The sequence below is a fragment of the Anaeromicropila populeti genome, from assembly GCF_900112775.1.
Taxonomy (GTDB): domain Bacteria; phylum Bacillota; class Clostridia; order Lachnospirales; family Lachnospiraceae; genus Anaeromicropila_A; species Anaeromicropila_A populeti.
Map to the genome: position 1 here is coordinate 275,781 of NZ_FOYZ01000002.1, position 26,845 is coordinate 302,625.

General features: G+C 35.4%; 26 protein-coding genes. All 26 read left to right on the forward strand.

Annotated elements, in window-relative coordinates:
* Nucleotides 1-79 precede the first annotated feature (79 nt).
* The 26 genes from BM305_RS03510 to BM305_RS03635 all read left to right on the forward strand — a co-directional run bounded on the left by BM305_RS03510 (nucleotide 80) and on the right by BM305_RS03635 (nucleotide 26,838).
* The gene (locus BM305_RS03510) at nucleotides 80-796 is read left to right on the forward strand and encodes a class I SAM-dependent methyltransferase (RefSeq protein WP_092559311.1); all 717 of its coding nucleotides are present in this window, start codon (nucleotides 80-82) and stop codon (nucleotides 794-796) included.
* Nucleotides 793-1,731 (forward strand): GNAT family N-acetyltransferase, encoded by a 939-nt coding sequence (locus tag BM305_RS18880; RefSeq protein ID WP_177214525.1) that lies wholly within the window; start codon nucleotides 793-795, stop codon nucleotides 1,729-1,731. Before BM305_RS03510 ends, BM305_RS18880 begins: the two co-directional genes overlap by 4 nt.
* A 23-nt stretch (nucleotides 1,732-1,754) precedes the next feature.
* Nucleotides 1,755-2,660 (forward strand): aminoglycoside phosphotransferase family protein, encoded by a 906-nt coding sequence (locus tag BM305_RS03520; protein ID WP_092559312.1) that lies wholly within the window; start codon nucleotides 1,755-1,757, stop codon nucleotides 2,658-2,660.
* 195 nt (nucleotides 2,661-2,855) lie between these two features.
* Nucleotides 2,856-4,067 carry a cellulose binding domain-containing protein gene (locus tag BM305_RS03525; RefSeq protein ID WP_092559313.1) on the forward strand — a complete coding sequence of 404 codons (1,212 nt, stop codon included), beginning with the start codon at nucleotides 2,856-2,858 and terminating at the stop codon, nucleotides 4,065-4,067.
* 180 nt (nucleotides 4,068-4,247) lie between these two features.
* On the forward strand, nucleotides 4,248-5,891 hold the full coding sequence (locus tag BM305_RS03530) for an FAD-binding protein (protein ID WP_092559314.1): 1,644 nt from the start codon (nucleotides 4,248-4,250) through the stop codon (nucleotides 5,889-5,891).
* 12 nt (nucleotides 5,892-5,903) lie between these two features.
* A complete protein-coding gene (locus BM305_RS03535; protein WP_092559315.1) occupies nucleotides 5,904-6,590 on the forward strand; it encodes a 2Fe-2S iron-sulfur cluster-binding protein in 687 nt (228 codons plus the stop codon).
* A gap of 353 nt (nucleotides 6,591-6,943) precedes the next feature.
* Nucleotides 6,944-8,614, forward strand: a complete 1,671-nt coding sequence (locus BM305_RS03540; protein ID WP_242940442.1) for a cellulase family glycosylhydrolase — start codon at nucleotides 6,944-6,946, stop codon at nucleotides 8,612-8,614.
* A 165-nt stretch (nucleotides 8,615-8,779) separates the two neighbouring features.
* Nucleotides 8,780-9,223: a hypothetical protein gene (locus BM305_RS03545; protein ID WP_092559317.1), complete on the forward strand. Its 444-nt coding sequence runs from the start codon at nucleotides 8,780-8,782 to the stop codon at nucleotides 9,221-9,223.
* Between the two features lie 213 nt (nucleotides 9,224-9,436).
* Nucleotides 9,437-9,847 carry a hypothetical protein gene (locus tag BM305_RS03550; RefSeq protein ID WP_092559318.1) on the forward strand — a complete coding sequence of 137 codons (411 nt, stop codon included), beginning with the start codon at nucleotides 9,437-9,439 and terminating at the stop codon, nucleotides 9,845-9,847.
* Between the two features lie 49 nt (nucleotides 9,848-9,896).
* Nucleotides 9,897-10,646 (forward strand): helix-turn-helix transcriptional regulator, encoded by a 750-nt coding sequence (locus BM305_RS03555; RefSeq protein WP_092559319.1) that lies wholly within the window; start codon nucleotides 9,897-9,899, stop codon nucleotides 10,644-10,646.
* Between the two features lie 194 nt (nucleotides 10,647-10,840).
* Nucleotides 10,841-11,191 (forward strand): P-II family nitrogen regulator, encoded by a 351-nt coding sequence (locus tag BM305_RS03560; protein ID WP_092559320.1) that lies wholly within the window; start codon nucleotides 10,841-10,843, stop codon nucleotides 11,189-11,191.
* A 19-nt stretch (nucleotides 11,192-11,210) separates the two neighbouring features.
* Complete coding sequence (locus BM305_RS03565; protein WP_092559321.1) at nucleotides 11,211-12,344, forward strand: ABC transporter ATP-binding protein; 1,134 nt, start codon at nucleotides 11,211-11,213, stop codon at nucleotides 12,342-12,344.
* Nucleotides 12,341-13,207, forward strand: coding sequence for an ABC transporter permease (locus BM305_RS03570; RefSeq protein ID WP_092559322.1), 867 nt, complete (start codon nucleotides 12,341-12,343; stop codon nucleotides 13,205-13,207). The genes BM305_RS03565 and BM305_RS03570 overlap by 4 nt, the downstream gene beginning before the upstream one ends.
* A gap of 14 nt (nucleotides 13,208-13,221) precedes the next feature.
* Nucleotides 13,222-14,025 carry an ABC transporter permease gene (locus tag BM305_RS03575; protein ID WP_092559323.1) on the forward strand — a complete coding sequence of 268 codons (804 nt, stop codon included), beginning with the start codon at nucleotides 13,222-13,224 and terminating at the stop codon, nucleotides 14,023-14,025.
* 30 nt (nucleotides 14,026-14,055) lie between these two features.
* Complete coding sequence (locus BM305_RS03580) at nucleotides 14,056-15,117, forward strand: ABC transporter substrate-binding protein (RefSeq protein WP_092559324.1); 1,062 nt, start codon at nucleotides 14,056-14,058, stop codon at nucleotides 15,115-15,117.
* Between the two features lie 10 nt (nucleotides 15,118-15,127).
* Nucleotides 15,128-16,609, forward strand: a complete 1,482-nt coding sequence (locus BM305_RS03585) for an aldehyde dehydrogenase family protein (RefSeq protein ID WP_092559325.1) — start codon at nucleotides 15,128-15,130, stop codon at nucleotides 16,607-16,609.
* 23 nt (nucleotides 16,610-16,632) lie between these two features.
* Nucleotides 16,633-17,985, forward strand: coding sequence for a putrescine aminotransferase (locus BM305_RS03590; RefSeq protein ID WP_092559326.1), 1,353 nt, complete (start codon nucleotides 16,633-16,635; stop codon nucleotides 17,983-17,985).
* 201 nt (nucleotides 17,986-18,186) lie between these two features.
* On the forward strand, nucleotides 18,187-19,845 hold the full coding sequence (locus BM305_RS03595; protein WP_092559327.1) for an ABC transporter ATP-binding protein: 1,659 nt from the start codon (nucleotides 18,187-18,189) through the stop codon (nucleotides 19,843-19,845).
* Nucleotides 19,832-21,238 (forward strand): Cys-rich peptide radical SAM maturase CcpM, encoded by a 1,407-nt coding sequence (ccpM, locus tag BM305_RS03600; protein WP_092559328.1) that lies wholly within the window; start codon nucleotides 19,832-19,834, stop codon nucleotides 21,236-21,238. The genes BM305_RS03595 and ccpM overlap by 14 nt, the downstream gene beginning before the upstream one ends.
* The gene (locus BM305_RS03605; protein ID WP_092559329.1) at nucleotides 21,231-22,313 is read left to right on the forward strand and encodes a TIGR04066 family peptide maturation system protein; all 1,083 of its coding nucleotides are present in this window, start codon (nucleotides 21,231-21,233) and stop codon (nucleotides 22,311-22,313) included. Before ccpM ends, BM305_RS03605 begins: the two co-directional genes overlap by 8 nt.
* Nucleotides 22,314-22,323: 10 nt before the next feature.
* Nucleotides 22,324-22,596: a hypothetical protein gene (locus BM305_RS03610; RefSeq protein ID WP_092559330.1), complete on the forward strand. Its 273-nt coding sequence runs from the start codon at nucleotides 22,324-22,326 to the stop codon at nucleotides 22,594-22,596.
* An 8-nt stretch (nucleotides 22,597-22,604) separates the two neighbouring features.
* The gene (locus tag BM305_RS03615) at nucleotides 22,605-23,726 is read left to right on the forward strand and encodes a S8 family serine peptidase (RefSeq protein WP_092559331.1); all 1,122 of its coding nucleotides are present in this window, start codon (nucleotides 22,605-22,607) and stop codon (nucleotides 23,724-23,726) included.
* A gap of 62 nt (nucleotides 23,727-23,788) precedes the next feature.
* A complete protein-coding gene (locus BM305_RS03620) occupies nucleotides 23,789-23,980 on the forward strand; it encodes a CLI_3235 family bacteriocin precursor (RefSeq protein ID WP_092559332.1) in 192 nt (63 codons plus the stop codon).
* 171 nt (nucleotides 23,981-24,151) lie between these two features.
* A complete protein-coding gene (locus BM305_RS03625) occupies nucleotides 24,152-25,342 on the forward strand; it encodes a hypothetical protein (protein ID WP_092559333.1) in 1,191 nt (396 codons plus the stop codon).
* 135 nt (nucleotides 25,343-25,477) lie between these two features.
* Nucleotides 25,478-25,990, forward strand: a complete 513-nt coding sequence (locus BM305_RS03630; protein WP_177214526.1) for an RNA polymerase sigma factor — start codon at nucleotides 25,478-25,480, stop codon at nucleotides 25,988-25,990.
* A 2-nt stretch (nucleotides 25,991-25,992) separates the two neighbouring features.
* Entirely contained in the window at nucleotides 25,993-26,838 is an 846-nt protein-coding gene (locus tag BM305_RS03635; RefSeq protein ID WP_092559335.1) for a zf-HC2 domain-containing protein, read from the forward strand.
* Nucleotides 26,839-26,845: the final 7 nt, after the last annotated feature.

Consider the following 26,845-nt stretch of genomic DNA (forward strand, 5'->3'; position numbering starts at 1 on the left):
TTCTAGCTAATGCATTCGTTAATGTACTTATAAAGTAATTTATGGTATATTTAAATAAAAAACGTTGTTGGAGGTTAAGATGGCATTTAGATTAGATAACGTAGTACCGTGGGGAAGAACCTTTGAAGAATATGATATGATGTTTCAAATAAGTAAATTAGACAAATCGGTAAAAATTGCAGGTTTTGGAGATGGGCCTGCCAGCTTTAACTGGGAAGCAAATAATGCAGGGTATTCCGTTACATCTTTTGATCCTATCTATCAATTTTCCAAAGATCAGATAAGCCTCAGAATAGATGAAGTAAGAAAAATAGTCATGAAGCAAATGAAAGACAACCAGGAAAATTTTGTGTGGACAAAAATAAGGGACTTGGAGCAGCTGGAAAAAATACGCATGGGAGCAATGAATATATTTTTGGAGGATTTTGAAAGAGGAAAATCTGAAGGCAGATATGTTTATCATGAACTACCTGAAAGACTTTCAGTTCCAGACAATTATTTTGACGTAGGAATTAGCTCCCATTTTCTTCTGCTCTATGCAGAACTAGGAGTTGAGTTTCATATAAATGCTATATCGGAAATGTTAAGGATATGTAAGGAAATTCGTATTTTTCCTATACTGAATCTGGATTCAAAAGGGACGGAATTGGTAAACGAAATAAGAGATTATTTTGAAAAGTATTGTAAGACAAATATAGTTGAAACAGCTTATGAATTTCAAAAAGGAGGCAATAAACTGTTGGTAATGCGGAAGAATATAGCGAATGAGTTTGAAGGGAGAGGAATACACACATGATATGCAGAACATTTGAAAGTGATACGTTGCAACAATATCAGTTTGTTGTTATATTGTCAAAATATAATGGAAAGATATTGTTAAGCCGCCATAAGGAACGGACAACCTGGGAAACCCAAGGAGGGCATATTGAAGCAGGTGAAACTCCTCTAGAGGCAGCAAATAGAGAATTATATGAGGAGGCGGGAGCCTTGGAGTTTTCCATTGAACCAATGTGTGATTACTGGGCAGGAGATCCAGATTCTAACCAGGGGGCAAATGGAAAAGTGTTTTTAGCCAATATTGATAAGCTTGGACAAATTCCAGAAAGTGAAATGGCGGAAGTAAGGGAATTTGATGTATTGCCAGAAAATCTTACATATACAGCAATTACTCCTGTTCTATTTGCCAAGATTGGATATTACACTAGAAAAAAAGAAATTTGTACAAAAAGGCTGATTTTAGAGCCGCTGGGATTGCAGCATCTCATGTCTGCGCATGCTTATTCTGGTGACATTGAAAATACAAAGTACATGATGTATTTACCAAATTATAGTGTAGAAGAAACGAAAAAGTTTCTAGTAGAAGCAGAGGCTGAGTGGAAAAAGGAAAATCCAGATTATTATGAATTTGCAATTTTGTTAGGGGGGGAGCACATTGGAGCCGTTAGTATTTATTTGAATCAGAATAGGACAGAAGGAGAACTTGGCTGGATAATAAGAAAAAATTACTGGGGTAATGGGTATGTGGCAGAAGCAGCAAGAGAGATATTAACATTTGCAAAAGATGAATTAGGAATCAAAAGATTCATTGCACATTGTGATAGTGAAAATACGGGATCCTACAGAGTAATGGAAAAGTTAGGGATGCACTTGGTCAGCAGAACGAAAGGACGTAAAAATAAAGCGTCAGAGGAAGAGAGAGAAGAGTTAAAATATCTGCTGGAGATAAAGTAATTATGTGATCGGGAGGGGACAAAATGAATTTGTTTCAAGATATCAAGTTGTCAAGTGGATGGAAAGTAATAAATCCAATTGAAAAGGGCTGGTCTGAAGATGCTAAATATTATGTAGAATCGGCGGATGGGAAAAAACTACTGCTAAGAATATCAGATATTTCAAAAATGGAGAAAAAAGAGAAGGAATTTGAGGTGATAAATAAATATGCTCAGTTAGGGATAGAAATGTCACAGCCTATAGAGTTTGGAATTTGTAATAATAGAAAATCAGTATATATGCTGTTGACCTGGGTGGAAGGCGTGGATTTAGAACAAGCATTGCCAGAATTATCTAAGAAGGAGCAATACGCCTTGGGTAGAATGGCAGGAGAAATATTAAAAAAAATTCATAGTATTAAAGTGATGCCGTATGATCTTCCTTCTACAACTAAGGTACAGAAAAAATTAAAACAGCTGGAGGCATATGTGTCATCTGATATTCGCATAGAAGAGGATAAATCAGTAATACAGTATATTGAGCAAAATATAAATAAAATGTGGAGTGTCCTACCTGTTTATCAACACGGAGATTTTCATCCAGGTAACCTGATTTTGACACCAGACAAAAGAATTGGCGTGATTGATTTTAATCGATGGGAAGTGGGCGATCCCTATGAAGAATTTTATAAACTAGAAAGCTTTGGAACAGAGGTAAGCATACCATATTGCATTGGCCAGATAGATGCATATTTCAATGATAATGTGCCAGATTTATTTTGGGAGGTACTTGCGGTTTATGTGGCTCATGCGGCCTTATATTCTATAAAATGGGCAGAGAAATTTGGACAAAATGACGTGAAGCATATGGTGTGTATTTGTAAAAGAATATTTGCACATTACGATAAGTTTAAGTTATTAAAACCAGTTTGGTACACGAAGTATAATTAAATTTCAAATTCTGTTGTTTAGTGCAGGTAAGAATAAGAAATGATATAAAGTTTTTAAATGTACTACTGATAATATTAGAAATGCTACATGATGGGTATAGATAATTGACACATAAAATAGACAAGAGTACTATAAAAGTTGGTAATATTAATTGTATCATAAAGATACGGAGTAAAATGTGAGGAGGAAATTAGAATGATTAAGCATCAAAAATCAAAAAGTGGTTTATTAAGCAGGCTGATAATTGTGTTAGTACTTGCCTTTGCAATGATTCAAGGGACGATAACACCTGTTTGTTCAGCAGAAACGGCGACAACAACGGTTAAAATAATGCCACTAGGGGATTCGATTACGGACTGTGACTTTTGGAGGACCAAGCTGTTTACTAAATTAGCAAACAATGGTTATGATGTTCAGAGCGTAGGTAATCAATATGGAAACCACGAGGGGCATGGAGGAACATGTGTTATTAATATTGCTAATTCTGGTCAATTAAGTACATGGCTTAGTACTACGAATCCAGATATCGTATTAATGCATTATGGAACAAATGATATGTTTGGTCTTCCTGGAACGACTGCAATTTTAAATGCATATACGACTCTTGTTGGTGAAATGAGGGCAAACAACCCGAATATGAAAATTGTTGTTTGTCAGATTATACCAATATATAGTTCTTCTTATGATTATAGCGCTCCAATTGAAGAACTGAATGCAGCAATGGTTAGTTGGGCAGCAAATTTGACAACTGATGAATCACCAATCCTATTATGTGACCAATATACAGGATTTGATGCCCAAGTAGATACCTATGACGGTATTCATCCAAACGAATCTGGAAGTCAAAAAATGTGTGATAATTATTATGAAACATTAACGACTATGTTGAACTCAGTGGTAACGCCAACACCAGTAGTAACACCAACACCAGTGGTAACGCCAACACCAGTAGTAACGCCAACACCAGTGGTAACACCAACACCAGTGGTAACGCCAACACCAGTAGTAACGCCAACACCAGTGGTAACACCAACACCAGTAGTAACGCCAACACCAGTGGTAACACCAACACCAGTAGTAACACCAACACCAGTAGTAACACCAACACCAGTATCGGGTGATACGCTGGAATTATCAACAGAAGTTAACGCTTGGTCAACTGGTTACACGATGAATGTAAATATAAAAAATACATCAGGTTCTGCTATAAATGGATGGAAATTAATTATTAATAAAGAGGATTTCAACATTTCAAATATCTGGTGTGCACAAGTAACAGAATCAGGGGATTCTTATATTATTACTCCAATGTCATGGAATCAGACAATTAGTGCAGGGGGTACAGTAAATTTTGGTTTTCAAGGTGTAGGTGCACCTGCAAGTGATTTTACATATGTACTGGAATAATGAATTGAAAAGAAAAGCATAGAGTTAAGGGTTGGAACTACAAACCTTATACGAAAAATGCACCTGGGGTTAACTTAGCCTTAGGTGCATTTAATTATTTGGCTTTAATAAAAAAATAACTTAACAATATAACTTACAGTATGTATAATGGAAATATACAAATAGAGGGGAAAAAGAACATTGAGGGATAATGTGGTGATAATTGGAAGTGGTTTGTCTGGATTAACGGCAGCAATTAATCTGGCTAAGAATAACTGTAATGTCATATTAGTATCCCAAATGGGTTCAGAATGTACACAATCTGTTATGGCAGCTGGTGGAATTAATGCAAGCTTGAATACAAAAGGAGAAAATGATAGTAGTGAAGAACACTTTAAAGAAACCATCAAGTCTGGCATGTATCTGGCAGATTCTGAAGCAGTCTGGAATATGACGGAAAATGCAGAAGAAGTCGTAAGGTGGCTTCATTCCATTGGAACAGCATTTAATTTAGATGAAAATTATAATATAGAGTTAAGAAATTTTGGAGGTCAAAAAAAGAAAAGAACAGCTTTTGCAATGAGCAATACGGGAAAACAAGTAATGGCTGCTTTGATTGAGCAGACCAGAAGGTATGAATTGCTAGGTTTGATAAAAAGATATCCACATCACTGTTTTCAGGAAATCATATTAAATGAGAAAATGATATGTATCGGATGTCTTATTAAGGATGAATATTCTGATAAAATCGAAGTGCTATATGGAAAAGTAGTGGCTGCATCTGGTGGAATGAATGGGCTGTTTGGAATTACTACAGGCTCCAGTTTAAATACTGGTGTGGTTACAGCCGATTTATTTTTTCATGGAGTAAAAGCTGCTAATTTAGAAATGATACAATATCACCCGACTACCTATCGAACTCAGAGCCGGTTATTCTTAATTAGCGAGTCAGCAAGAGCAGAAGGAGGCAGGCTCTTTATTTACCGTAATAACGAGAAATGGTATTTTCTTGAGGAAAAGTATCCACAAATGAAAAATTTGATAGCAAGAGATGAACTTTCCCTTGAGATATATAATGTTTGTCAAGAATATAATCTTGAGTATGTATTACTGGACATGACCCAGGTATGTGAGGAGGTTTTCCGAAGTAAATTATTTGGTTTTGTGGATTCATGCATTGAATTTATAAATATTAATCCTATGACAGAATATTTGCCAGTATATCCAGCAATTCATTATTTTATGGGTGGAATATATGTTGATTCAAAGCACAGGACAAATATTGAAGGAGTGTATGCTATAGGAGAATGTGCCTGCCAGTATCATGGTGCCAACCGGCTAGGCGGAAATTCTTTATTAAGTACCGTTTACGGAGGGAAAATTGTTGCACAGGCAGTTTTGGAGGATGGAAATACGGAAGAAGTAGGAACGTATTCGGCTTCTTACATAAGTCAATATATTGAAAAAGTACAGGGAATAAAAGAGCATCCAAATTACATATCAATTAATAAATTGAAAAAGCACAAAAATGAAGTTATGAATCAATGTATGGGAATCGTAAGAGATGAGGATAGGATTGAATATGCAATTGGTATCATACATGATATTTTAAAACAGACAGAACAAGGATATGATCCAAGAGCAGATCTGTATACACAATATATGTTTTATAAAGAAGTAATACTTTGCCTTGCCATGTTATATAGTGCAAGGGATAGAAAAGAAAGCAGAGGAGCTCATTTTAGAAAGGATTATCCAGATTCCAATGATAAGCATTTTAGAAAGACAACAGTAGCTTCTTATGTTAATGAAACAATACAAATTGATTTTGTGGACATTAATTGAGGAGTACAAAAGATGGAGTATAAAATTGTTATAAAAAGATTTAATCAGCAAGAGAACTTTTTTTATGAAGAAAGTTTTATTGTTCAGGGCAAAAAGGACAAAACAGTTGCAGATGCATTGAATGAGCTAAATAACAGAGAAATTCTGTTGAATGAGCAGGGAAAAGAGGCAGAGTTAATAAGCTGGGAGTGTAGCTGTAACCAAAAGAAATGCGGAGCGTGTGCAATGCTGATTAATGGCAGGCCAAAATTAGCATGCAGCAGTTTTTTGGTAAAAGTGGCAGATAAGGAAAATACGATTCATTTGGCACCACTTAAATCTTTTGAATTAGTAAAAGATTTAAAGGTAAATCGTTCTGTCATACAAGAGGGAATAAAAAGGATTATTTCAAAGGAAGGTCTGTCAGATAAGTATTATGTTAGAGAAGATATGCATGATTTGAGATATCAGGCGTCCAGGTGCCTAACGTGTGGATGCTGCCTGGAAGTTTGCCCCATATATCAAAAAGACCATAGTTTTTTAGGGGCAATTAAGTACATTGTGTATCTCAAAATGAACTTAGAAGTGCCCAATGAATTATCAGAAAACATGGAAAAACAGTGCTTGGATGAATATTACAATAAATGCATTGGCTGTAAAAGATGTAATGAGATATGTCCAATATCGTTACGGGTCAAAATGCAGGTATTGTTAAAATAGAAGACTTAGTAAGAAAGTGTACATTATGATTATCTGTTTTACTAGTCATAGGAGGAATGGATAATCCGGATGCGATTAATGAAATTGTGTATGAATTTTTGAAACCAATTATGTCTTAATTTTAAAATATGCATAAAAAAAAGTTGCAGCAGAAAGTGTGCTGTGACTTTTTTAATGTTAAGAAAGAAATTGGGGTTAAATTTCATGAATTATGACAATAAAAATAATTTACATTTAACTTTACAAAAGATGTATGCGGTAGTAATATAATTGAATAGATTGGAAGACAATCTATATAAATTACATGCATGTAATGTTTTGAACCGTGAATTTTGTTTAAGGAGGATACTATGATGAAAAAATTGAAAAAAAGATTTTGTTCTATTATTGTATTAATTGCTATGTTATTTGTGGCTGTTCCAAGTGTAGTAGCCGCAGCAGAATCAAATTATTCTCATTTATTAGGTAATTCTAATGTAAAAAAACCTTCAGTGGGAGGAAGGTTGCAGGTACTTGAAAAGAATGGTGTAAAAACATTATGCGATGAAAGTGGAGAGTTAATTCAATTACGGGGCATGAGTACACACGGGTTGCAGTGGTTTCCAGGAATTGTGAATCAGAATGCATTTGTGACGCTGTCCAATGACTGGGATTCTAATGTGATACGTCTTGCCATGTACGTTGCAGAAGGCGGATATGCATCTAACTCATCCATCATGCAGACGGTTATTAATGGCATCAATTATGCAATTGCAAATGATATGTACGTAATTGTAGACTGGCATACATTGAATCCAGGAGATCCAAACGCCAGTGTATATACAGGCGCACAGACTTTCTTTAATACGATTGCTGATTTATATCCCAATAGTAAGTACATAATTTATGAATTGTGCAATGAGCCAAATAGTGAAAATGGTGGAGTATCCAATGATGCCACTGGCTGGGCAGCTGTAAAATCTTACGCGGAGCCTATCATTCAATCCTTGCGTGAAAAAGGAAATCAGAATATAATTATTGTAGGAAATCCATTCTGGAGTCAGAGACCAGATTTGGCAGCAGATAACCCTATTAATGACGTGAATACAATGTATTCTGTACATTTTTATAGCGGTACAAATCCTGTTTCTACAGTAGATACCAATAGAGACAATGCTATGAGCAATGTTAGATATGCACTGAATCATGGTGTTGCTGTTTTTGCCACAGAGTGGGGAACTAGTTTGGCAACGGGGACTACGGGACCTTATTTAGGAAAGGCAGATGCCTGGTTAGACTTCTTAAATGAGAACAACATAAGCTGGTGTAATTTCTCCATTAGCAATAAGGATGAAATAGCGTCTGCACTAACCAGTTCGACAAGTATGGATCCTGGTTCAGACTATGTTTGGTCAGAGAGTGAGCTAACAACCTCAGGCCAATATGTGCGTGCCCGTATTAAGGGAATTTATTATGCAACCCCAGAAGACCCTTCAACAAGCGAGCCAACGGCGCCTATCGATTTTTCATCAGGCTATTGGGACTTTAACGATGGGACAACACAAGGATTTGGGATCAATGCAGACAGTCCTATTACAGCAGTAACTGTTGCAAATGAAAATAATGCATTACGTATTACAGGGCTTAATACCAAGGGAAGCAATGACCTGTCAGAAAACAACTATTGGGCAAATGTCCGGCTTTCAGCTGATATTTGGGGACAGTCCATTAACATATACGGAGATACAAAATTAACAATGGACATCATAGCACCATCACCAGCCAATGTATCCATTGCGGCTATTCCCCAAAGCAGCAGTCATGGCTGGGCTAATCCTACAAGAGCCATACGTGTCTGGACAGGTAATTTTACCGCACAATCAGATGGTACTTATAAAGCAACATTGACAATATCTACAGCAGACAGTCCGAACTTTAGCACCATAGCAGCAGATGCCTCTGACAGTACAGTAACCAACATGATTTTATTTGTTGGATCAGACAGCGACGATATTTCTTTAGACAATATAAAATTCATTCCATAGGCATAAACCCATGTTAAAGTAGAAAAGTGGTAATTATTTTCAGATGGGCAAGTAGTCATTGACAAAGTAGGCCAAGTGGCTTATATTAGTATATATAGCAAATAAAATCTAAAAACTTTATAAAATTTATAATCAAAAAATATAAAAGGATAGAGAAGTGATTTTATGAATGTAGGAGTCAATGGGATTAATAATATTAGCACTTGTGCCCGATGTGGAAAATTGTTTCAATATTCTGGAATTGGATTAAATATTTGCCAAAAATGTAAAGAAATAGATGAGAAAGAATTTAATTTAGTAAAAGAATATATTTATGATAATCCATCTGCAACAGTGAAGGATACCGTGCTGAATACTGGAGTAAGTGTAAGAAGAATCCGATCATTTCTTAGAGAAGGCAGATTAATCATACCAGATGGTTCCCCAATTTTTATTGAATGTGAAAATTGTGGCACCAACATTAAGTTTGGAAGACTGTGCAGGGAGTGTGCAGACTCGTTAACAAATGAAATCAAGAGAGAAATGTGCATTGAAGATTGTCATATTGGCGAGCGTCCTAAAAAAGCTGGGGTACGTATGCATTTTTTGGATGCTGAAAGAAAAGGGTAATGGAATAAAAAGTACAATGTTTTAATTGTACATATTAGTAAAAGGCTGTGCACTGCTGGTTTTAATACCGGGTGCAGCAGCCTTTTGTTTATTTCTACTAAAGAATGCAGGACATAAGGAAAGAAAATCTTAACAATTCATTCATTGAGGTTTGTATTTTTGACAATTATACTATTGATATAAACTTGACAATTTGCTGTTGGAGGTAGACAAATGGAAAAAACAGAACAAATAGTATGTACGTTACGAATACCAAAACAAATTTATATGGAACTAACAGAGGGAGCAAGAGAACTTTTTATAGAGCAGGCTGGCGGGTATTCCACTGTATTTCCAGCTGATACAAGAGAAGATGATTTTCTGGGCGAATTTATTCAGGCTTTTTGTGAGGTGGTGCTGGTTATTAATAATCCTAAGTATGAGGTGACAGATGACTGTAAAGTAAGCACAGAGCTATTAGCCTTAGGTCAGTCAGAAAAATCATTTAGTATGTTGGTGAACATCCAGTATCCAGGTTCAGAAAAAATATATCACGATATTCTTGCCTTTCAGGAAATTTCCCAGAGTCCAGGAAAATATGTGTTTGAGTTGTTGGGAGATCAGACATTTTTTTCGGTAGAGTAATTTTTTATCAAAGGTACGAAAGAAAGGTTATAAAAGGGAGAGCGAAGTTATGAAACAGTTTGAAACCAATGAATGGCTTTTAATCAATAATATGATATATAAAATATATACTACCGATAATTTTGATGAGATGCGAAAAGAGCTTTTGGAACAGCTTCGCATGGTAGTGCATTTTGATAGTGCGGATTTCTTTCTGGCAACTAGTAAGGGCACCAACGGACTTTGTAGCCCTATTACGTTTAATTGCGATAGTGAGCGTTCAATCAAGTATGACGAATTGGATTATAGCAGAGGGATTATGTACGGTGGAAAAAGTATTGTATACCGGGAAACAGATATTATCTCGGATGATAACCGGATTCACACAGAGTATTACAAAAAAGTATACAAGCCTAATAGCTGGCATTATTCACTTCAGATTATTTTAGCAAGAAAGAAAAAATTTCTTGGTGTAATTACATTATATCGATTAATTGGAAAAGAAAATTTTGAGTACGGTGATGTTTTTCTGCTGGACATGCTAAAAGACCATATTGCTTACAGGCTCAGTACAGAAGTGAAACGTCAAATAAACAGCCTTAACAAAATCAGTGTTTCAGAGGCTGCATCACAGTATGATCTTACAAAAAGAGAGGAAACCATACTAAGGCTGCTTATGAAAGGAGAGGATAGCGAAACTATCAGCAGGGAGTTGGTGATAACGGTAAACACTTTAAAAAAGCATGTTCTCAATATTTACAGAAAATTAGGAATTAATAACCGGGTTCAAATGTTTAAAATGATAAGGGAAAGTGAATAGAATACTTAATTAGTGTAGTGAAGTACTTAAAAATAAGTAGATAAATTCTAATTTTAGAATATTGCAAAATACTTTCAATGGGGGTATATTAAGTGTAACAAACAAATGAAGCAACGGAGCTGTCCAATGACGGCTCCGTTTTTTTTATGATAGGAGCGAGCACCACAATCCTATTGGTCAAGGAGGTAAATACTATGAAAGAATTAGCTATCATTATTCGTCCTGAGGCATTAGAAACTGTTAAAAATATATTAGATGAAAAAAGCTGTGGAGGCATGACCATTTCCAGTGTTATGGGTTGTGGTGTACAGCGGGGGCTTAATGAGGAAGGGATTAATCAGATAAAAGGATTTAAAACAAATATAAATCTTCTCCCGAAAATCCGTGTGGAAGTGGTTGTCCCAGACAAGAAAGTCGAGGAAATCATAACAGAAATCAGAGGACGTGTAGCAACAGGTCATGTAGGTGATGGAAAGATATTTATCCGTAATATTGAGGATGCAGTTCGTATCCGCACTGGTGAGCGAGGAGACAAAGTGCTGTAAGAAAAAGAGGTGAATCCATATGGCTGAAAATAAAAAAGTAATTGTTGAGCTAAAAGAGGTAAATAAAATTTATGGTGGCACGAATCAGGTGGTAAAAAACTTAAATCTACAAGTATATGAAGGAGAATTTTTAACGCTTCTCGGATCTTCTGGATGTGGTAAAACTACTACATTAAGAATGATTGCGGGATTTGAAGAATCAACCTCAGGAACTATTCTAGTTGAGGGAGAGAACATTGAAAGGAAAGAGCCCTTTGAGCGAAATGTCAATACAGTCTTTCAAAGTTATGCATTATTTCCTCATATGACTATTTTTGATAATGTAGCATATGGGTTAAAAATGAAAAAAATAAAAAAGAATGAAATAAAAAGCAAGGTTAAGGATATGCTTGAACTGGTTCAGCTGGGGGGCTTTGAAAACCGCTACCCGTCCCAGTTGTCAGGCGGGCAAAAACAGAGGGTTGCCATTGCAAGAGCATTGATTAACCAGCCCAAGGTACTGCTTTTGGATGAACCTTTAGGAGCACTGGACTTAAAACTACGTAAGCAAATGCAGTTAGAATTAAAGCGGCTTCAGAAAAAGTTGAATATTACTTTTATTTATGTTACACATGACCAGGAGGAAGCACTTTCCATGAGTGACCGGATTGCCATTATGCACGACGGAGTGCTGGAACAAGTAGCAGAGCCATGGGAAATTTATGAAAAACCAGCAACAAAGTTTGTAGCAACCTTTATCGGGGAAACCAATCTTTTTGAAGGCTATGTGAAGGAGATTAAGGAGAAAGAGGTTTCGGTGGTAATTGAGTCGGGAACAATCAGAGGAACAGGAGAAAGCTTTGTAGAAAATGAAATGATTGCAGTATCTGTAAGACCAGAGCGTATGCAGTATTCATTAGTACCAGTGGAAGGCTTTCAGCTAAAGGGAAAAGTGAAAGAACAGGTGTATGTAGGTTCCATACGAAAAACAATAGTGATGATAGGAAATGGAAATGAAATTAAAATAGAACGCCTTGCAGGGGAACCACTTCCAATGGATGGAACCGTATATTTATATTGGAATCAGGAAGATGCAAAATTGATTCATACAGCAGATCAAATATTCTTTCACGCAGTAGAAAATATTCAGATGGGACAGGAGGGAGTGGTATGAGCAGAAGAAAATGGAAATCATCAATTGTGCCATCTGCCATTATGATAGGTCCCGTAGTTTTATGGCTGGGGTTTTTCATAATAATTCCTCTTTTATATGTATTCATAATGAGTTTTTGTAGTCTGGATTCCCATTATAATGTAGTATTTAAATTTACAGTGTCCAATTACCAGGGGCTGTTGGATTCCAATTATATTCATATATATGTACAATCGCTAATCATTGCATTGATTACAACAATAATCTGCATTGGTCTTGCATATCCTTTTACCTTTTACATTGCAAGAAGCCAAAGCAAATATAAAAAGTTATTGTACATGTTAGTTATTATTCCTTTCTGGACAAATTCACTGATTCGCATTTATGGATGGAGAACCTTTTTAGGAACCAATGGATGGCTGAATCACATTTTGCAGTATCTGCACGTAACCAATGGATCAATAGAATTTTTATTTAACAGGGGAACCACCATACTTGGAATGGTGTATTGCTTATTTCCATTTATGGTATTGCCATTGTACACTTCTATTGAAAAACTAGATGTCAATTTATTAGAAGCATCGTCTGATTTAGGAGCAAAAAAATACCAGACATTTTTAACTGTTATTTTTCCGTTGACGGTAAGTGGAATTTTTTCTGGATCTATTATGGTATTTATACCATCATTGGGGTATTTCTTTGTAGCTAATATTTTAGGAGGCGGCAATTCAGATGTGATAGGTAATTTAATTCAAAGGCAGTTTCAAAGTGGAAACAACTGGCCGTTGGGAGCTGCATTATCTATTATCTTAATTGCCATAACACTTTTACTTGTAAAACTGTATCAGAAATGCGGCGGTGACATGGAAAATCTAGGTGTTTAGAAAGGAGTGGATATATGAATAGAGGAAGGAAAAAAGCAATAACCAACGTAACAGGAAAAATATATTGCACAATAATTTATATATTTCTATTTCTTCCTATTATAGTTATTATTGTCAACTCATTTAATGCAACGACCTCTAAGCCGTACCTTACATGGAAAGGGTTTACGCTTGATTGGTATGGAAAGCTGCTGGAAAATGAAACGTTAATTCATTCCTTTGAAAATACAATGGTTCTTGCAGTCACCAGTACTATATTGGCAACTATAGTGGGAACGCTGGCGGCAGTAGGAATGTATAAATATAAGTTCAGGGGTAAAAGTGCCATAGATGCACTTCTCTATATTCCGGTTGTGATTCCAGAAATTGTTTTAGGTATTGCGTTACTAACCTTATTTGCAAAGGCAGAAATCCCAAGGGGCATGATTTCATTAGTTTTTGCTCATGTAACCTTCTGCATCCCCTATGTAATATTTAATATTCGTGCCAGACTGGCAGGATATGATAATTCTATTGAGGAGGCGTCTATGGATTTAGGGGCAAACAGAATTAAGACATTTTTTTTCATCACATTGCCTGTATTAGCTCCAGGGATTGGAGGGGGTGCACTTTTAGCATTTACACTATCCATTGATGATGTAATTGTTAGTTATTTTACAAATGGGCAGACCATGACACTTCCGTTAATGATTATGGAAAGCATTAAGAGCGGTGTTTCCCCAGATGTAAATGCATTATCTGTATTAATTTTACTTGGTACCACATTGCTGGTTGTCTTGACGCAGTCAGGAATTTTTAACAGAAATAAGAAGGATTGAAGCTGTAATGTCAGCAGAACGGAGGAAAGTATGAAAAAGAAAATGTTTAGAACAGTGCTGATTTTTACCATGATACTAGCTATGTTTGCAGTAACTGGCTGCAAAAGCGCAAAAAAGAACTATAAAAATGGTGAATTAAATCTTTATGTGTGGACAGAGTACGTTCCAGATTCTGTAATTAAAAAATTTGAAGAGGAATATGAAATTAAAGTAAACGTGTCTGTTTTTTCTACAAATGAGGATATGCTTGCAAAGGTAAAATCTGAATCAGAGGGAGCATTTGATGTTGTACTGCCAAGTGATTATATGGTAACGCAGATGTATGAACAGGGGCTGTTGGAACAGTTGGATCAGTCTGTATTAACAAATTTAAGTAATATTGGCCCACAGTATTTAAATCAGAATTACGATTTGGGCAATGTATATTCGGTACCATATCAGGGTGGAGTGGCTGCTATAGCAGTGAATACGACTAAAATCAATACAGATGTTACCTCATATGCAGATTTATTTAAAGAAGAATTTAAAAATTCCATGGTAGTTCTAGATGATTATCGTGCCGTAATTGGCATGACAGCCCGAAGCATGGGATATAGCATGAATGAAACGGATACTGCTGTTCTAAGTGAAATTAAGGATAAATTATTAACTTTAAAAAATAATATTAAGCTTTATGACAGTGACAGTCCAAAATCCGCTTTGATTTCTGGAGACTGTACAGCAGCTTTTTGCTGGAGCGCAGAAATTGCTTTGGCAATGGAAGAAAATTCGGACATAAAAATTGTATTTCCAAGTGAAGGTGCATATAAATTTATGGATAACTGGTGCATTCCAAAGGGTGCAAAAAACTATGATAATGCCATGAAATTTATTAATTATATGCTGGGTACCGAGCCGGCACAGATGGTAATGGAGGAATATCCTTATTTAAATCCAAATACCTCTGCGGTTGAGGCAATGGGGAGTGAGTATACAAAAAATGAGGCAAAGAATCCGCCACAAGAGGTTATGAAAGCTGGAGAATATGTATTAAGTCTGGATACAGACACGTTGGCGGTTTATGATAAAATGTGGACCGACTTAAAACAATAGGAGGGATTGTATGGAAATAAAAAAAATGTTTATTGACGGTGAGTGGACAGAGGGAACTTCTGGAAAAACAATTGCTGTTGTAAACCCAGCAAATGGGGAAACCTTTGCCCAAGTCTGTGAAAGCAGTCTTATGGATACACAAAAGGCTATTTTGGCAGCAAAGCGGTCTTTTTATGAGACCAGGGAATGGCGGGATATGGATTCCCAACAGAGAGGGGATATGTTGCTGAAGATTGCAGATTTAATCGAAGAAAAGGCAGAAGAGTTTGCAAAGCTGGATGCATTGGATAATGGAAAACCTCTTAGAGAAGCAGAAGGGGATGTAGACGATGGAATTCACACTTTTCGGTATTATGCTGGCTTAATAAAGGCACCATATGGTGGCGTATATGATGTAAATGGTAATTTTGGAACGATGCATTCATATACGGTACATGAACCAGTGGGGGTTTGTGCACAGATTACGCCATGGAACTATCCATTTCTTATGGCAGTATGGAAACTGGCTCCAGCACTAGCAGCTGGCAACAGTATTGTTTTTAAGCCAAGCTCGGAAACTATGCTGTCTACTATTAAATTATTTGAAGTGTTTGAAGAGGCGGGATTGCCTAAGGGATGCGTAAACCTTGTCATGGGACCAGGGGCAACGGTAGGAAATCTGATGGCAAAAAGTAAAGATGTGGATATGGTTACCTTTACAGGAAGTACGGAAGCAGGACAAAGTATTATGCGGGCTGCCGCTGAAAACGTAAAGAAGATTGGTCTTGAACTAGGTGGCAAATCGCCAAATGTAATTTTTGCAGATGCAGATTTGGAAGGTGCTGTAGAATGGGCTATGATAGGAATCTTTTTTAATCAAGGCGAAGTATGTTCGGCAGGTTCCAGAATTATTATTGAAGAGTCTGTCAAGGAAAAATTTGTTGCACGCCTTGCAGAACGAGCCAATGCCATGACCCTTGGAAATCCACTGGACAATCCTGATATGGGGCCACTGGTTTCTGAAAAGCACATGAATCGTGTACTAAAGTATATTGAGATTGGAAAAGAAGAAGGGGCAGCCCTAGTATGTGGAGGTTTCCGTTATACAGAAGGAGAATGTGCAACAGGCTATTATGTAAGACCAACTATATTTGATAACTGTACCGCAGACATGAGAATTGTTCAGGAAGAAATCTTTGGTCCAGTTGTGGCCATCCAGACCTTTCAGACAGAGGAAGAAGCTGTTAAGCTGGCAAATGATACGATTTATGGATTGGCAGGGGCAGTATTCACCTCAGATGGAGCAAGAGCAATTCGTGTCATAAAAGAAATACGGGCAGGAATTACCTGGATTAACTGTTATAATCCAACCTATAATGAAGCACCGTGGGGCGGATACAAAATGAGTGGAATTGGAAGGGAACTGGGGATACATGGTCTGGAAGAGTATCAGGAGGTAAAACAAATCAATATGAATTTAACCCCTGGAATTGTAGGCTGGTATGAACATTAATAAATCACTGGGAGGAAATAAATATGAATTTTTTAGAGACAAGCAAAGATTTGGAGAAAGTAATTGGGTATATTCACTCAGAAAATTTGGAAGATGCTGAAAGGGAACAGATTACGAAGGACACAATTCACTATTTTGATCATTATGTAAGTCCAGGCTGGCTAAAGTACCGCAAGTCTGTTTCCACCAATTCAGCAGTAGTAGAATGGACCGATCATGACGGAGTCTGTGAAGGGCTTTATGGAGAAGAATTTATTGACTGTCTTGGCGGGTTTGGTATTTATACCTGTGGACACCGTAATCCAGAAATACTAGATACCGTTAAAGCACAATTAGATCATCAGGCATTACATTCTCAGGAACTGTTAGATCCGCTTCGTGGTTATCTTGCAAAGGCAGTAGCTGATATTACACCAGGAGATCTTCAGTATTGCTTTTTTACAAATGGTGGTGCAGAGGCAGTGGAAATGGCATTAAAGCTTGCGCGTATTGCAACTGGAGGAAGATGGTATATTTCAACGGTAGGTGCGTTTCATGGAAAGTCAATGGGAGCTATTTCCATGGGAGGAAAGAATACGTACCGTGTTCCTTATACCCCGATGGTACAGCAGGTACAGCATGTGGAATACGGTAATGCAGAGGATGCAAGGAAAGCAATAAAAAATTTAGTTGCAGTTGGTGAAAAGGTTGCAGGAGTCATAGTAGAACCAATTCAAGGAGAATCTGGGGTTATGATTCCGCCAGAAGGCTATTTAAAAGAACTTCGTGAAATTTGTGATGAATATGGTGTGGCCTTGATTTTTGATGAAATCCAGTGCGGTATGGGTCGGACAGGTACTATGTGGAGATGTGAAGCCGAAGGTGTTACACCAGATATTATGACCTTTGGAAAAGCTTTTGGAGGCGGAATCATGCCGATCACTGGTATTATATGCAGACCTAATATGTGGACCGAGGAACTAGTTAATAATCCATGGCTTCTGGGATCTCCTACATTTGGTGGAAATCCAGTGTGCTGTGCAGCAGCAATTGCAACAATCAAGTATATGATTGATCAAGATATACCTGGACAATGTGCAGAAAAAGGCAAAATACTTAAGGCGGGATTGGAATCCTTGAAGAAAAAGTACCCAACGGTTATAGATGATGTCAGAGGAATCGGGCTAATGCTTGCAGTTGAATTTGTATCTTCTGATATTGGTTATAGTATTGCCAAAGGAATGTTTAAAAGAGGCGTTATGACAGCTGGAACCTTAGTAAATGCAAAATGCATCCGCTTTGAGCCAGCAGCTGTTATTACAGAAGAGCAAATTGCGGCAGTCATTCAGAGAATGGAAGAAGCGTTAGAAGAAACAAAGACAGAGTTTGGGTTGTAATTTTTATAAAATAAGAAATGATTCGACAGGATGTTTTCAGTAGAAAGTTCTACTTGAGAACATCCTTTTTGTGTAAAAAATATTTGACCGTTGACATAAAACGACTACAGGAGTATAATTTTGGAATAACACTATGGCAATGACAAACTATAAAATTCTATATTTTGACGAAAAGAATTATAAAATGAGGTTATATTACGAATGAAAGAAAGAGATTTTATAATTGGTGTGTTAAAACAATCCAAAAAAGTAATAATAGTTACATCAGCCATATCCATAATATTAGGCTGTATAGAATTAGTAAGTCCATTGTTAAGTAAAAAGCTAATAGATGATGGCTTGATAAAGGGAAATCTGAATATCATTATGAAAATCTCACTCCTGTTATGTGGGATTCAATTAATCAATGGAATCATAAAATATTGGCTTCAAATATATCAGACAAAAATAAAAACAAAGTATCAGGTAAAGCTGAATAACCAGGTGTTTGCTCATGCTATTAGACTAGATGCTGTTGAATTCGAGAAAGAAGGGCTTTATAAAATATTAAACAATGCGGAATATGATATTAATAAAATATGTGAATTGTTTGGCAATGATTTTTTAGGTATGATACAGGAATTCTTTAAGTTAATAGCATGTTTTATCGTAATGTTTTATATAAGCTGGCAGCTGACCTTGATATTACTAGTAACAGTACCAATTAAATTATTTTTTAATAGATTTATAAATAAGAGATTAAAAGCCCAGTTTAAGAAAATACTGGAGGTAATAAAAAATAATACAAAATGGCTGAGTGGAATCATAGATGGTATATATGAAATCAAATTATTAAATTTATATTCCAAAGTAGAAACTGTTTTTTATAGAAATACAAAGAACCGGGCAGGGGCGGAAATTGAGTTAAATAAAATTACACAGGGAAATCTGTTTTTTATGCTGTATATAGATCAAGTCAGCAGCTACTTTGTTTATTACATAGGAACTATCTGGATGTTAGCAGGAAAAATTTCAATAGGCGGTATTTTGGTGTTTTCGTCCTACATATATTTTTTCTTTCAACCAATTGAATGGTATACAAGAATTAAAAATTCTTTGGCTGGAATTGTACCATCAGTTGGTAATTACATAGAATTAATGGAAAAGCCAGAGGAAAACATGATTGAAATAACTCCAATAGACAACCAGAAGACGGAAATTGAGTTTGAAAATGTGTATTTGGAAATAGGGAAAAAGAATATTCTAAAAAACATATCACTTAAGTTTGAAACAGGGGATAAAATTGCAATAACAGGAAGTAATGGAAGCGGAAAAACAAGTTTAATAAAGTTGTTATTGAAATTATACAATCCCAGTGCAGGTAAAATCTTATTTAATGGTACAGATATTGAAAAGGTTTCGGTTATCTCTTATAGAGAACAGTTTGCGGTAATGAATCAAAATGTGTTTTTATTTAATGAGACTATAAAGGATAACATTACTCTGTTTGAAAGTATGGATTTGCAATTGGATGCTAGTCAAAAAGAACTTCTGGGATTTATAGAAAAGTTACCAGAAGGAATGGAGAAAGTGGCAGGTTTAAATGGTAATAATTTGTCAGGAGGTGAAAAACAGCGCGTTGCAATGGTAAGAACCCTTAAGAAAGGTGGTAAAGTACTAATTATTGATGAAGGTACTTCCAACTGTGACAAGGAAACTACTGTTGTAGTAAATAAAATATTACAAAACAGCAATTACGACATTACGATTGTTATTACTCACGATTTGAATAGAAGTCATTTTGTTAACAGAGTAATAAAAATGGAGGATGGAACCATTGTCGGTGATATAAGAAAGGATGTAAGTCATGATCGTTTATAAGTTATTAAAAACACCAGATAATTATTATGTTTATGATCGAAACAAAAATAAAATATTAAACATTAGTGAGGCAGATTACTTGGAATTAAGTATGCTGAAAAAAAATGAAATATCTGAAAGTGAAGTAAGCTGTTTGAAGAAATTTCAGAAGAATGGGTACTTGCAGGAAAATATTGTGGAAGAAATTCAGCATCCAGAAACGAAATATATCAATCATTTTTTAAACAACAGAGTACGAATGCTGATTTTACAGGTTACGCAAAGCTGTAATTTAAGATGCGAATATTGTTCCTTTTCGGGAAATTATGAGAACAGAGTTCATTCCAACAAATTTATGACTTGGGAAACGGCGAAAAAAGCAATTGATTATTTATATGAGCATTCAAGTGAAATGGACGAGGTCACCGTCAGTTTTTATGGAGGAGAACCTTTGCTTTGTTTAGATTTTATAAAAAAATGTGTGTTATACATAAAAGAAACGTATGCAGACAGAAAAACGTCATTTGGCATGACCACAAATGGAACACTATTAAGCCTGGAGGCAGCAGAATTTCTTTTTATCAATAATTTTTCTGTTACAATAAGTTTGGATGGATCTAAGAAGGATCATGATGCAAATAGAAAGTTTGCAGACGGTCGGGGCAGCTTTGATATTATTATGGAAAACATAAAAAGAATAGCAGAACATAATAAAGACTTCATTGACAAGGTAAGATTTAATACCGTGTTAAACACCAAATCGGATTATGGGACAGTAAGAAATTATTTTCTTTCTGAAGATATTGTATGTGATGCAAGTATTGGAATCGGTTTAGTGGAATCGATTAATAGTAAAGAAGATATTGTATTTGCAGATAAATTTGTGAATCAGCGGAGATATGATTTTTTTCTTTTATTAATTTCATTATTGAAAAAAGCAAATGGCGTATCACTGCCTGGTTTTGTAAAGGAATTAAAAAGCGGATTTGATTTAGATTACTCGTCGATAGAAGATAACAGGTATTTGTCAAAGTCATGCCACCATTCAGGACCATGCATTCCAGGTGCTACAAGAATGTTTGTAAATACAGATGGTGGTATATATTCTTGTGAGAAGGTTTCTGAATACAGTGAAGTAATGAGAATCGGAGAGATAGAAACAGGGATAGACGTTCAGAAGGTTTCGGAAGCAATGAACATAGGAAGCATTTCAGAAAAGGACTGTAAAAATTGCTGGGCACTTAACTGGTGTTCCATGTGTGCGCTATATGTTGAAAAAAATGGACAATTTGATGCTGCAACCAAAAAGGCTAATTGTGCACAGGCCATATTGGGTGCGGAGGATAAACTGTTAAATTTATGTGTACTAAAAGAATTTGGCTATAAATTCGGTAAGGAGGAACTTTATGTATAGAGTATTGGTTTATCCATATAATCAAGGTGACAGTTGTCTGGCAGAGTATAGAAGTATGTTGGAACAATACGAAATTGTTAGTCTGGTATGCCTCAAAGGAGCAAATGAAAATGGAAAATTTGCGGGCGTACAGAAGGATACGTCAGCAGGCATTTTAATTACAGAAAACTATGAAGGTGAAATGGATAAATGTGATGCAGTGCTATTTTTAGAGTATCATTTTTTGGAACACAAAGATACCTATATTGAAAAAATGGGATCGGCACTATTAAAAAACAAGGTCATTATGCTGAATCAAACTATATACGATGAATGTCAGAAATTAATAGGCGATAGTTCAAATATTGTTATTTTTGATAATAGTTTGGAAATGGAACTTCGTCAGCAGGTATATAAAAAAAGGTTGGTACAGCCTGACATTCCAGTAGCAGCAGTTATGTCATTAGGAGAGAATTGTAATAAGTTTGAGGCACAGCTTGAGCTAAGAAAAAAATTTATGGAAAAGGGATATAAAGTATTGCAATTTGGTACAAAGGATTACTGTGAACTTTTTGGGTTTAAGAAATTACCATCCTTTCTTATGGCAGAGGATTTATCAATAGTCAACAAAATTCATATGTTTAATTATTATATAAACAGAGAAGTGTTAAAAGATAACTATGACGTGATCGTAATAGGGGGAGCAGGGGGAATCCTGCCCTTTGATCAGTACATATCAAATCACTTTGGGGAAATTACGTTTATTATCTCATCAGCACTGAATATTGATATAAATGTAATTTGCATATATCACAATGATCAGGCGAAAGTTGAGGAATTGAAAGAATTTCGTGAATATTGCAAAGGAAAAATAGGATGCTTCAGTGATTATTTTTATATGTCTGACAAGCAGTATCGAATACCAGAAAGTCATCAGATAGAGTATTTTCAATTGGACAGGCAGTATTGTATAAAAAGTATTCCAGAAATCAAGGACGATGATATTAAATTTTGCCATTGCTTAGATGAGGAGAAGAAAAGCCAAATGTTAGATTCTATCATATGTGAACTGGAAGAAAATATTGAGTTAGTATAAAGGAGGACGCATGGACAGAAATGAAGTAATGAATACAATAAGAACCATTGTATATCAAGTGCTAAGAATAAATATTGAGGATGAAAATGATAATATACTGGGGTGCCATCATAAGTATCCTGTTGCATATGCAATATACATAGTGGAAAGATTGGAAAAAATATATGGAAAAGGGCTATATGAGATTTTTGCTGAAAATGATTATACTATCTGGAAATTATCCAATTTGACGGATGCCATAATAAAAGTATGCAGCACCAACCAAAAAGAAGTGCAGGAATAATAATACATATGAATAAATTGAAAGTTGCAATAGTAGATGATGGGGTATATGCAAGTGGTGTTCTTTCGTACAGCGTCACCGAAAATAATACAGTAATGCAGATAAATCACAAGCAATGTATTTCTAATCATGGGACACAATGCTACAACATATATTCCAGTATTGCTCATAATAAACAATGTATCAGTATAAAAGTAGGGGATTATGATTCAGCAGGCAGGCTTAACAGTGACAAACTATTGACTGCATTAGAATGGTGTTGTGACAACGAAATGAATCTAATATCTTTAAGCCTGGGCACTTCCTATGTGAATGAATTTTGGAAATACGAAGCGGTATTAAATAAATTAATGGATAGGAAAGCTGTTATTGTGGCAGCAATCAACAACAATAATCGATTAACATATCCAGCAGGCAAGGAAGGAATCATAGCAGTAAGATATGATAAGGAAAATGAACTGCCTCCTGGAAAATACGCTTTTCTTGAGAATGAATTAATCGGAACCAATATTGTTGTAAATCCAGTATTGAAAAATCTAGGAGACAAAACGAGTCAGGTCGCTTCCTGTAATAGTTTTGCTGTTCCTTATATGGCAGCTCTTATCAGCAACGCATTTACAAAAGAAACGGTATCCTTGGAAAATGTTCAGAATTGGCTGAAAACAACTGCCTACATGACAAAAGAAAAATTTGATAATAATTACTACAAAAACCTGTTATCCAAAAATGATTTTCTCAATCCCATTCACATCTGTGTGATTGCAGATGAGAGAATACGTGGATTAGCAGATTGGTTTAATCAAAATCAGTATACGGCAGTTGAATTGGAAATAAATACCTGTATTAAATGGAAATTGATGAAACGGTCGGTTTTAAAAGAGGATTTTAAGCTTTTATGCGAAGTGATATGCTGGACAGCACAGCCAGACATTATTTTTTGGTATACAAAGCCGCCTTATCTTGAGGATGAAATGGCACATTTTTTCGATGCCGTAGTCTTACAGAATACTGATAAAGCAGATTATGATTATAGTAAATTACTTTGTACAGACGGAGTTATATTGAGCTATAAGGAAATGGATATTTGTAATGAAAGGGTAGCGCAAGATATAGAGGAGACCTTTTCGTAGATATGTTTCATTGTAAAAATGATTACATATAAATTAAAAATCTAAAAAAGGAGGTGTGAATTATGAAAAAACTATCAAAAAGAAATCAATTAGCACCAAATACAGTACTTGCATTTGGATGCAGCTGTGCATGCAGTTGTGGATGTACTTCAAGATGCATGGGTAATGGAACAATTGAAGCTGCTATAAATAGTAGTATATGGTCAAGCATCAGTGGTGGTACATATACAGCAATGGAGCAGTTTGGTGTGTAAAGTAATGGTTTCAGAAGGATAAGCAAAAAAGAAATTCTTATTTTAAAACAGCTTGGTCTATTAGGACAGGCTGTTTTTTCTGGTATTTAAAATGCTGACATTTGTTGACATGAAAATAATGGGATATTATAATAAATTTATAGAATAAGAAAAAATAAAGGAGAAGGTAAAATGCACCAAATGCTGCAACAATCTATGGACCCGGAACTCCAAAAAACACTGGAGAATAAAGTGAATGGGCCAGAAAAAAAAGAGTATCGTTCTTTTAGAAAGCTAAATCAGCCAAATGCGTTTGCGGACCAATTTGTGCAAAGAAAAGAAGATGACAAGATTGTGATACAAATGGAACGGCATGAAAATAATAAACTAGAACCACAGTCATTTGGACAATCGCCTGCTAAGTATTACGATAAAGGTAATTTAAAAGAACTTGGAATGACCTGCCATCATATCATTCCAGATGATATGCTATCCATTTTTTTTAAATGGCTTACAACTAATGCGACAGTTAATATTAACAGCGAATTTACAAAATGGAAGGATGCCGCAGCTGAAAACCTTGTGGATGATAAGCGGCAGAAGCAGGATAAGGATGAAGCTTCACTTTGCGAGTGGATGTATGGAAATATTTTTATCGGACCAAGCTGTACGTTGCGTGTGGATGATTTTGGTAAATCGGATGAATTTGATTATGGTGGTTATGTAGAATCTGTAAAACCAGAAGATGCAGGAATAAACCCACAGATGGACACACTGCTTGGTATATATAATAGACTTAAAACATTATTTAAAGATATAGATAATCCAAAAAAAGTATTTGTTGTAGCTGATAATGAAGTCAGGATTATCAACATATTAACTGATTTGACCAATGTTGCAAAAAAAAATGCTACATTACATAATAGTGAGAAAACCAAAACAACATCAAAGACGGTAAATCCTGAAAAAGTAGCGTACGCCTTAGGAAATTGGATAAATGTAGGAGATGTGCCACTAAAGGAACCTTCAGAACCATATAATGCAGATCCCTCGCAAGTACCAAATGCAGTTATTGACAGTAAAAAGGATGAGTTTGCAGAATGGATTAAGTATTATATGATTTATGACAAATATAAAAAAAATCTAAAATTAAAACAGGGCAGTAAAGGGAAAAAAGACTTTAGTGCTGTAGTTTTAACGGAAGCAGATAGTACTGGACTAGATGGATTTTACAACACTTTTGGCATGTTTATTAATACAAAAAAATATAAACAAGGAAGTCCCCTGCTTATCGCAAAACATACCTATTTAGTAATTAAACCATCTTACACAAATATAATGGGAATTTTGGGCAAATTAGATGGCATTAGTGCCATTTTATAGGGATAAAATCATTTAAAGGTACAGAGTCCTATAGGAAAGGGCTCTTTATTTTTGGATTAATTTTAAGAAAACATGTAACGAAACCAATTATGAATACACTAATTAAACAGAAACATGTTTCTGAAGGAAGGTGGTTTGTTGCAAAAAGACAATATAGATAAGTTATACCAGCAACATAGTCAGATGATATATCGTTTTCATTATTTTAGGACTGGAAATCGTGAACTTGCGGAGGAACTAACGCAAGAAACATTTTATCAGGCTTTTCTATCTTATGATAATTTCCGGGGAGAATGTAAGGCTTCCACCTGGTTGTACCAGATTGCAAAAAATGTATGGAGACAGTATCAAAGAAAGAAAAGGGAGTGTTATCCCATAGAAAAACTTCTAGAACAAATTCCCCAGGAAAAATCTTTTGATCCACTTAATGCTTATCTTGCAAAGGAAGAAAAAAATACTTTTTGCAATGCATTAAAACAATTGACAAAAGAAATGCAGGAGGTAGTTATTTTAAGGGTTGTAGATGAATTAAAATTTTCAGAAATAGGAGAAATAATGAATAAAAGCGAAACATGGTCCAGGACTAATTATTTTAGAGCCAAAAAGAAATTGCAGGAATATATAGATAATATGGAAAGTGGTGATTAAAAATGAAATTGAATTGTTACATAGTAGAGGATTTAATGCCAGCTTATATTGAAAACTTAACAAGCACAAATACCAGTCAAGATATTCAGGAGCATCTGAAAGAGTGTGATGGGTGTAAAAAGCTGTATAATGATCTGAAGGAAGAAATTTCATTTGAGAAAACAGCAGAAAAAAACAGAAGAAAGCAGGAAAAGAATGATTTAATGTATTTGGGTAAAATAAGAAAATCACAAGATAAAAAGGCTGTTATTAGCTTGGCTGTATTTGTATGCATTACCGTATTACTACTTAAAATTATATGGAATTATAATAAAAATATGGATAGGAGTATTTATTTATCGTATGGAATACTTACACTTGCCATACTAACGGGAGGATTGCTTTGCTATAAAAATTTTGAGGCAGTCAAAAAAGTTAAATATGATTTATGGGCAGGACAGGGAATTGTAGGAATAGCTGCAATTACTAATATTTTTATTACGTATAGAACATTTTCCTGGACAGCCAGTCAAGTATATCCGTTTAATCTACAAGCTTATGAGATGGGCCCATTTGTAGCAAAATTTTTATGCGCAGGCATTAGCATCGGTGCAATAGTATTCTTTTATGGAGCTGTATGTATTATAAAAAAATCTTATGCATACTATTTTCTATGTGGGCATGCTGTTAGCCTGGTATGTATGGACATTGGTTTGTATAGAATTCTAAAAACACTTACTAGTATAGAAGACTATAGAAGGCTTTGTTTCCTGATAGGAGGAATTTATTTATTGGGAAGCGGAATGACAGTGATACTATGGAGTGCGCTGAAGAATTACTGGTTAAAAAAAGTTGACAAGCAAGAATAAAATGTAT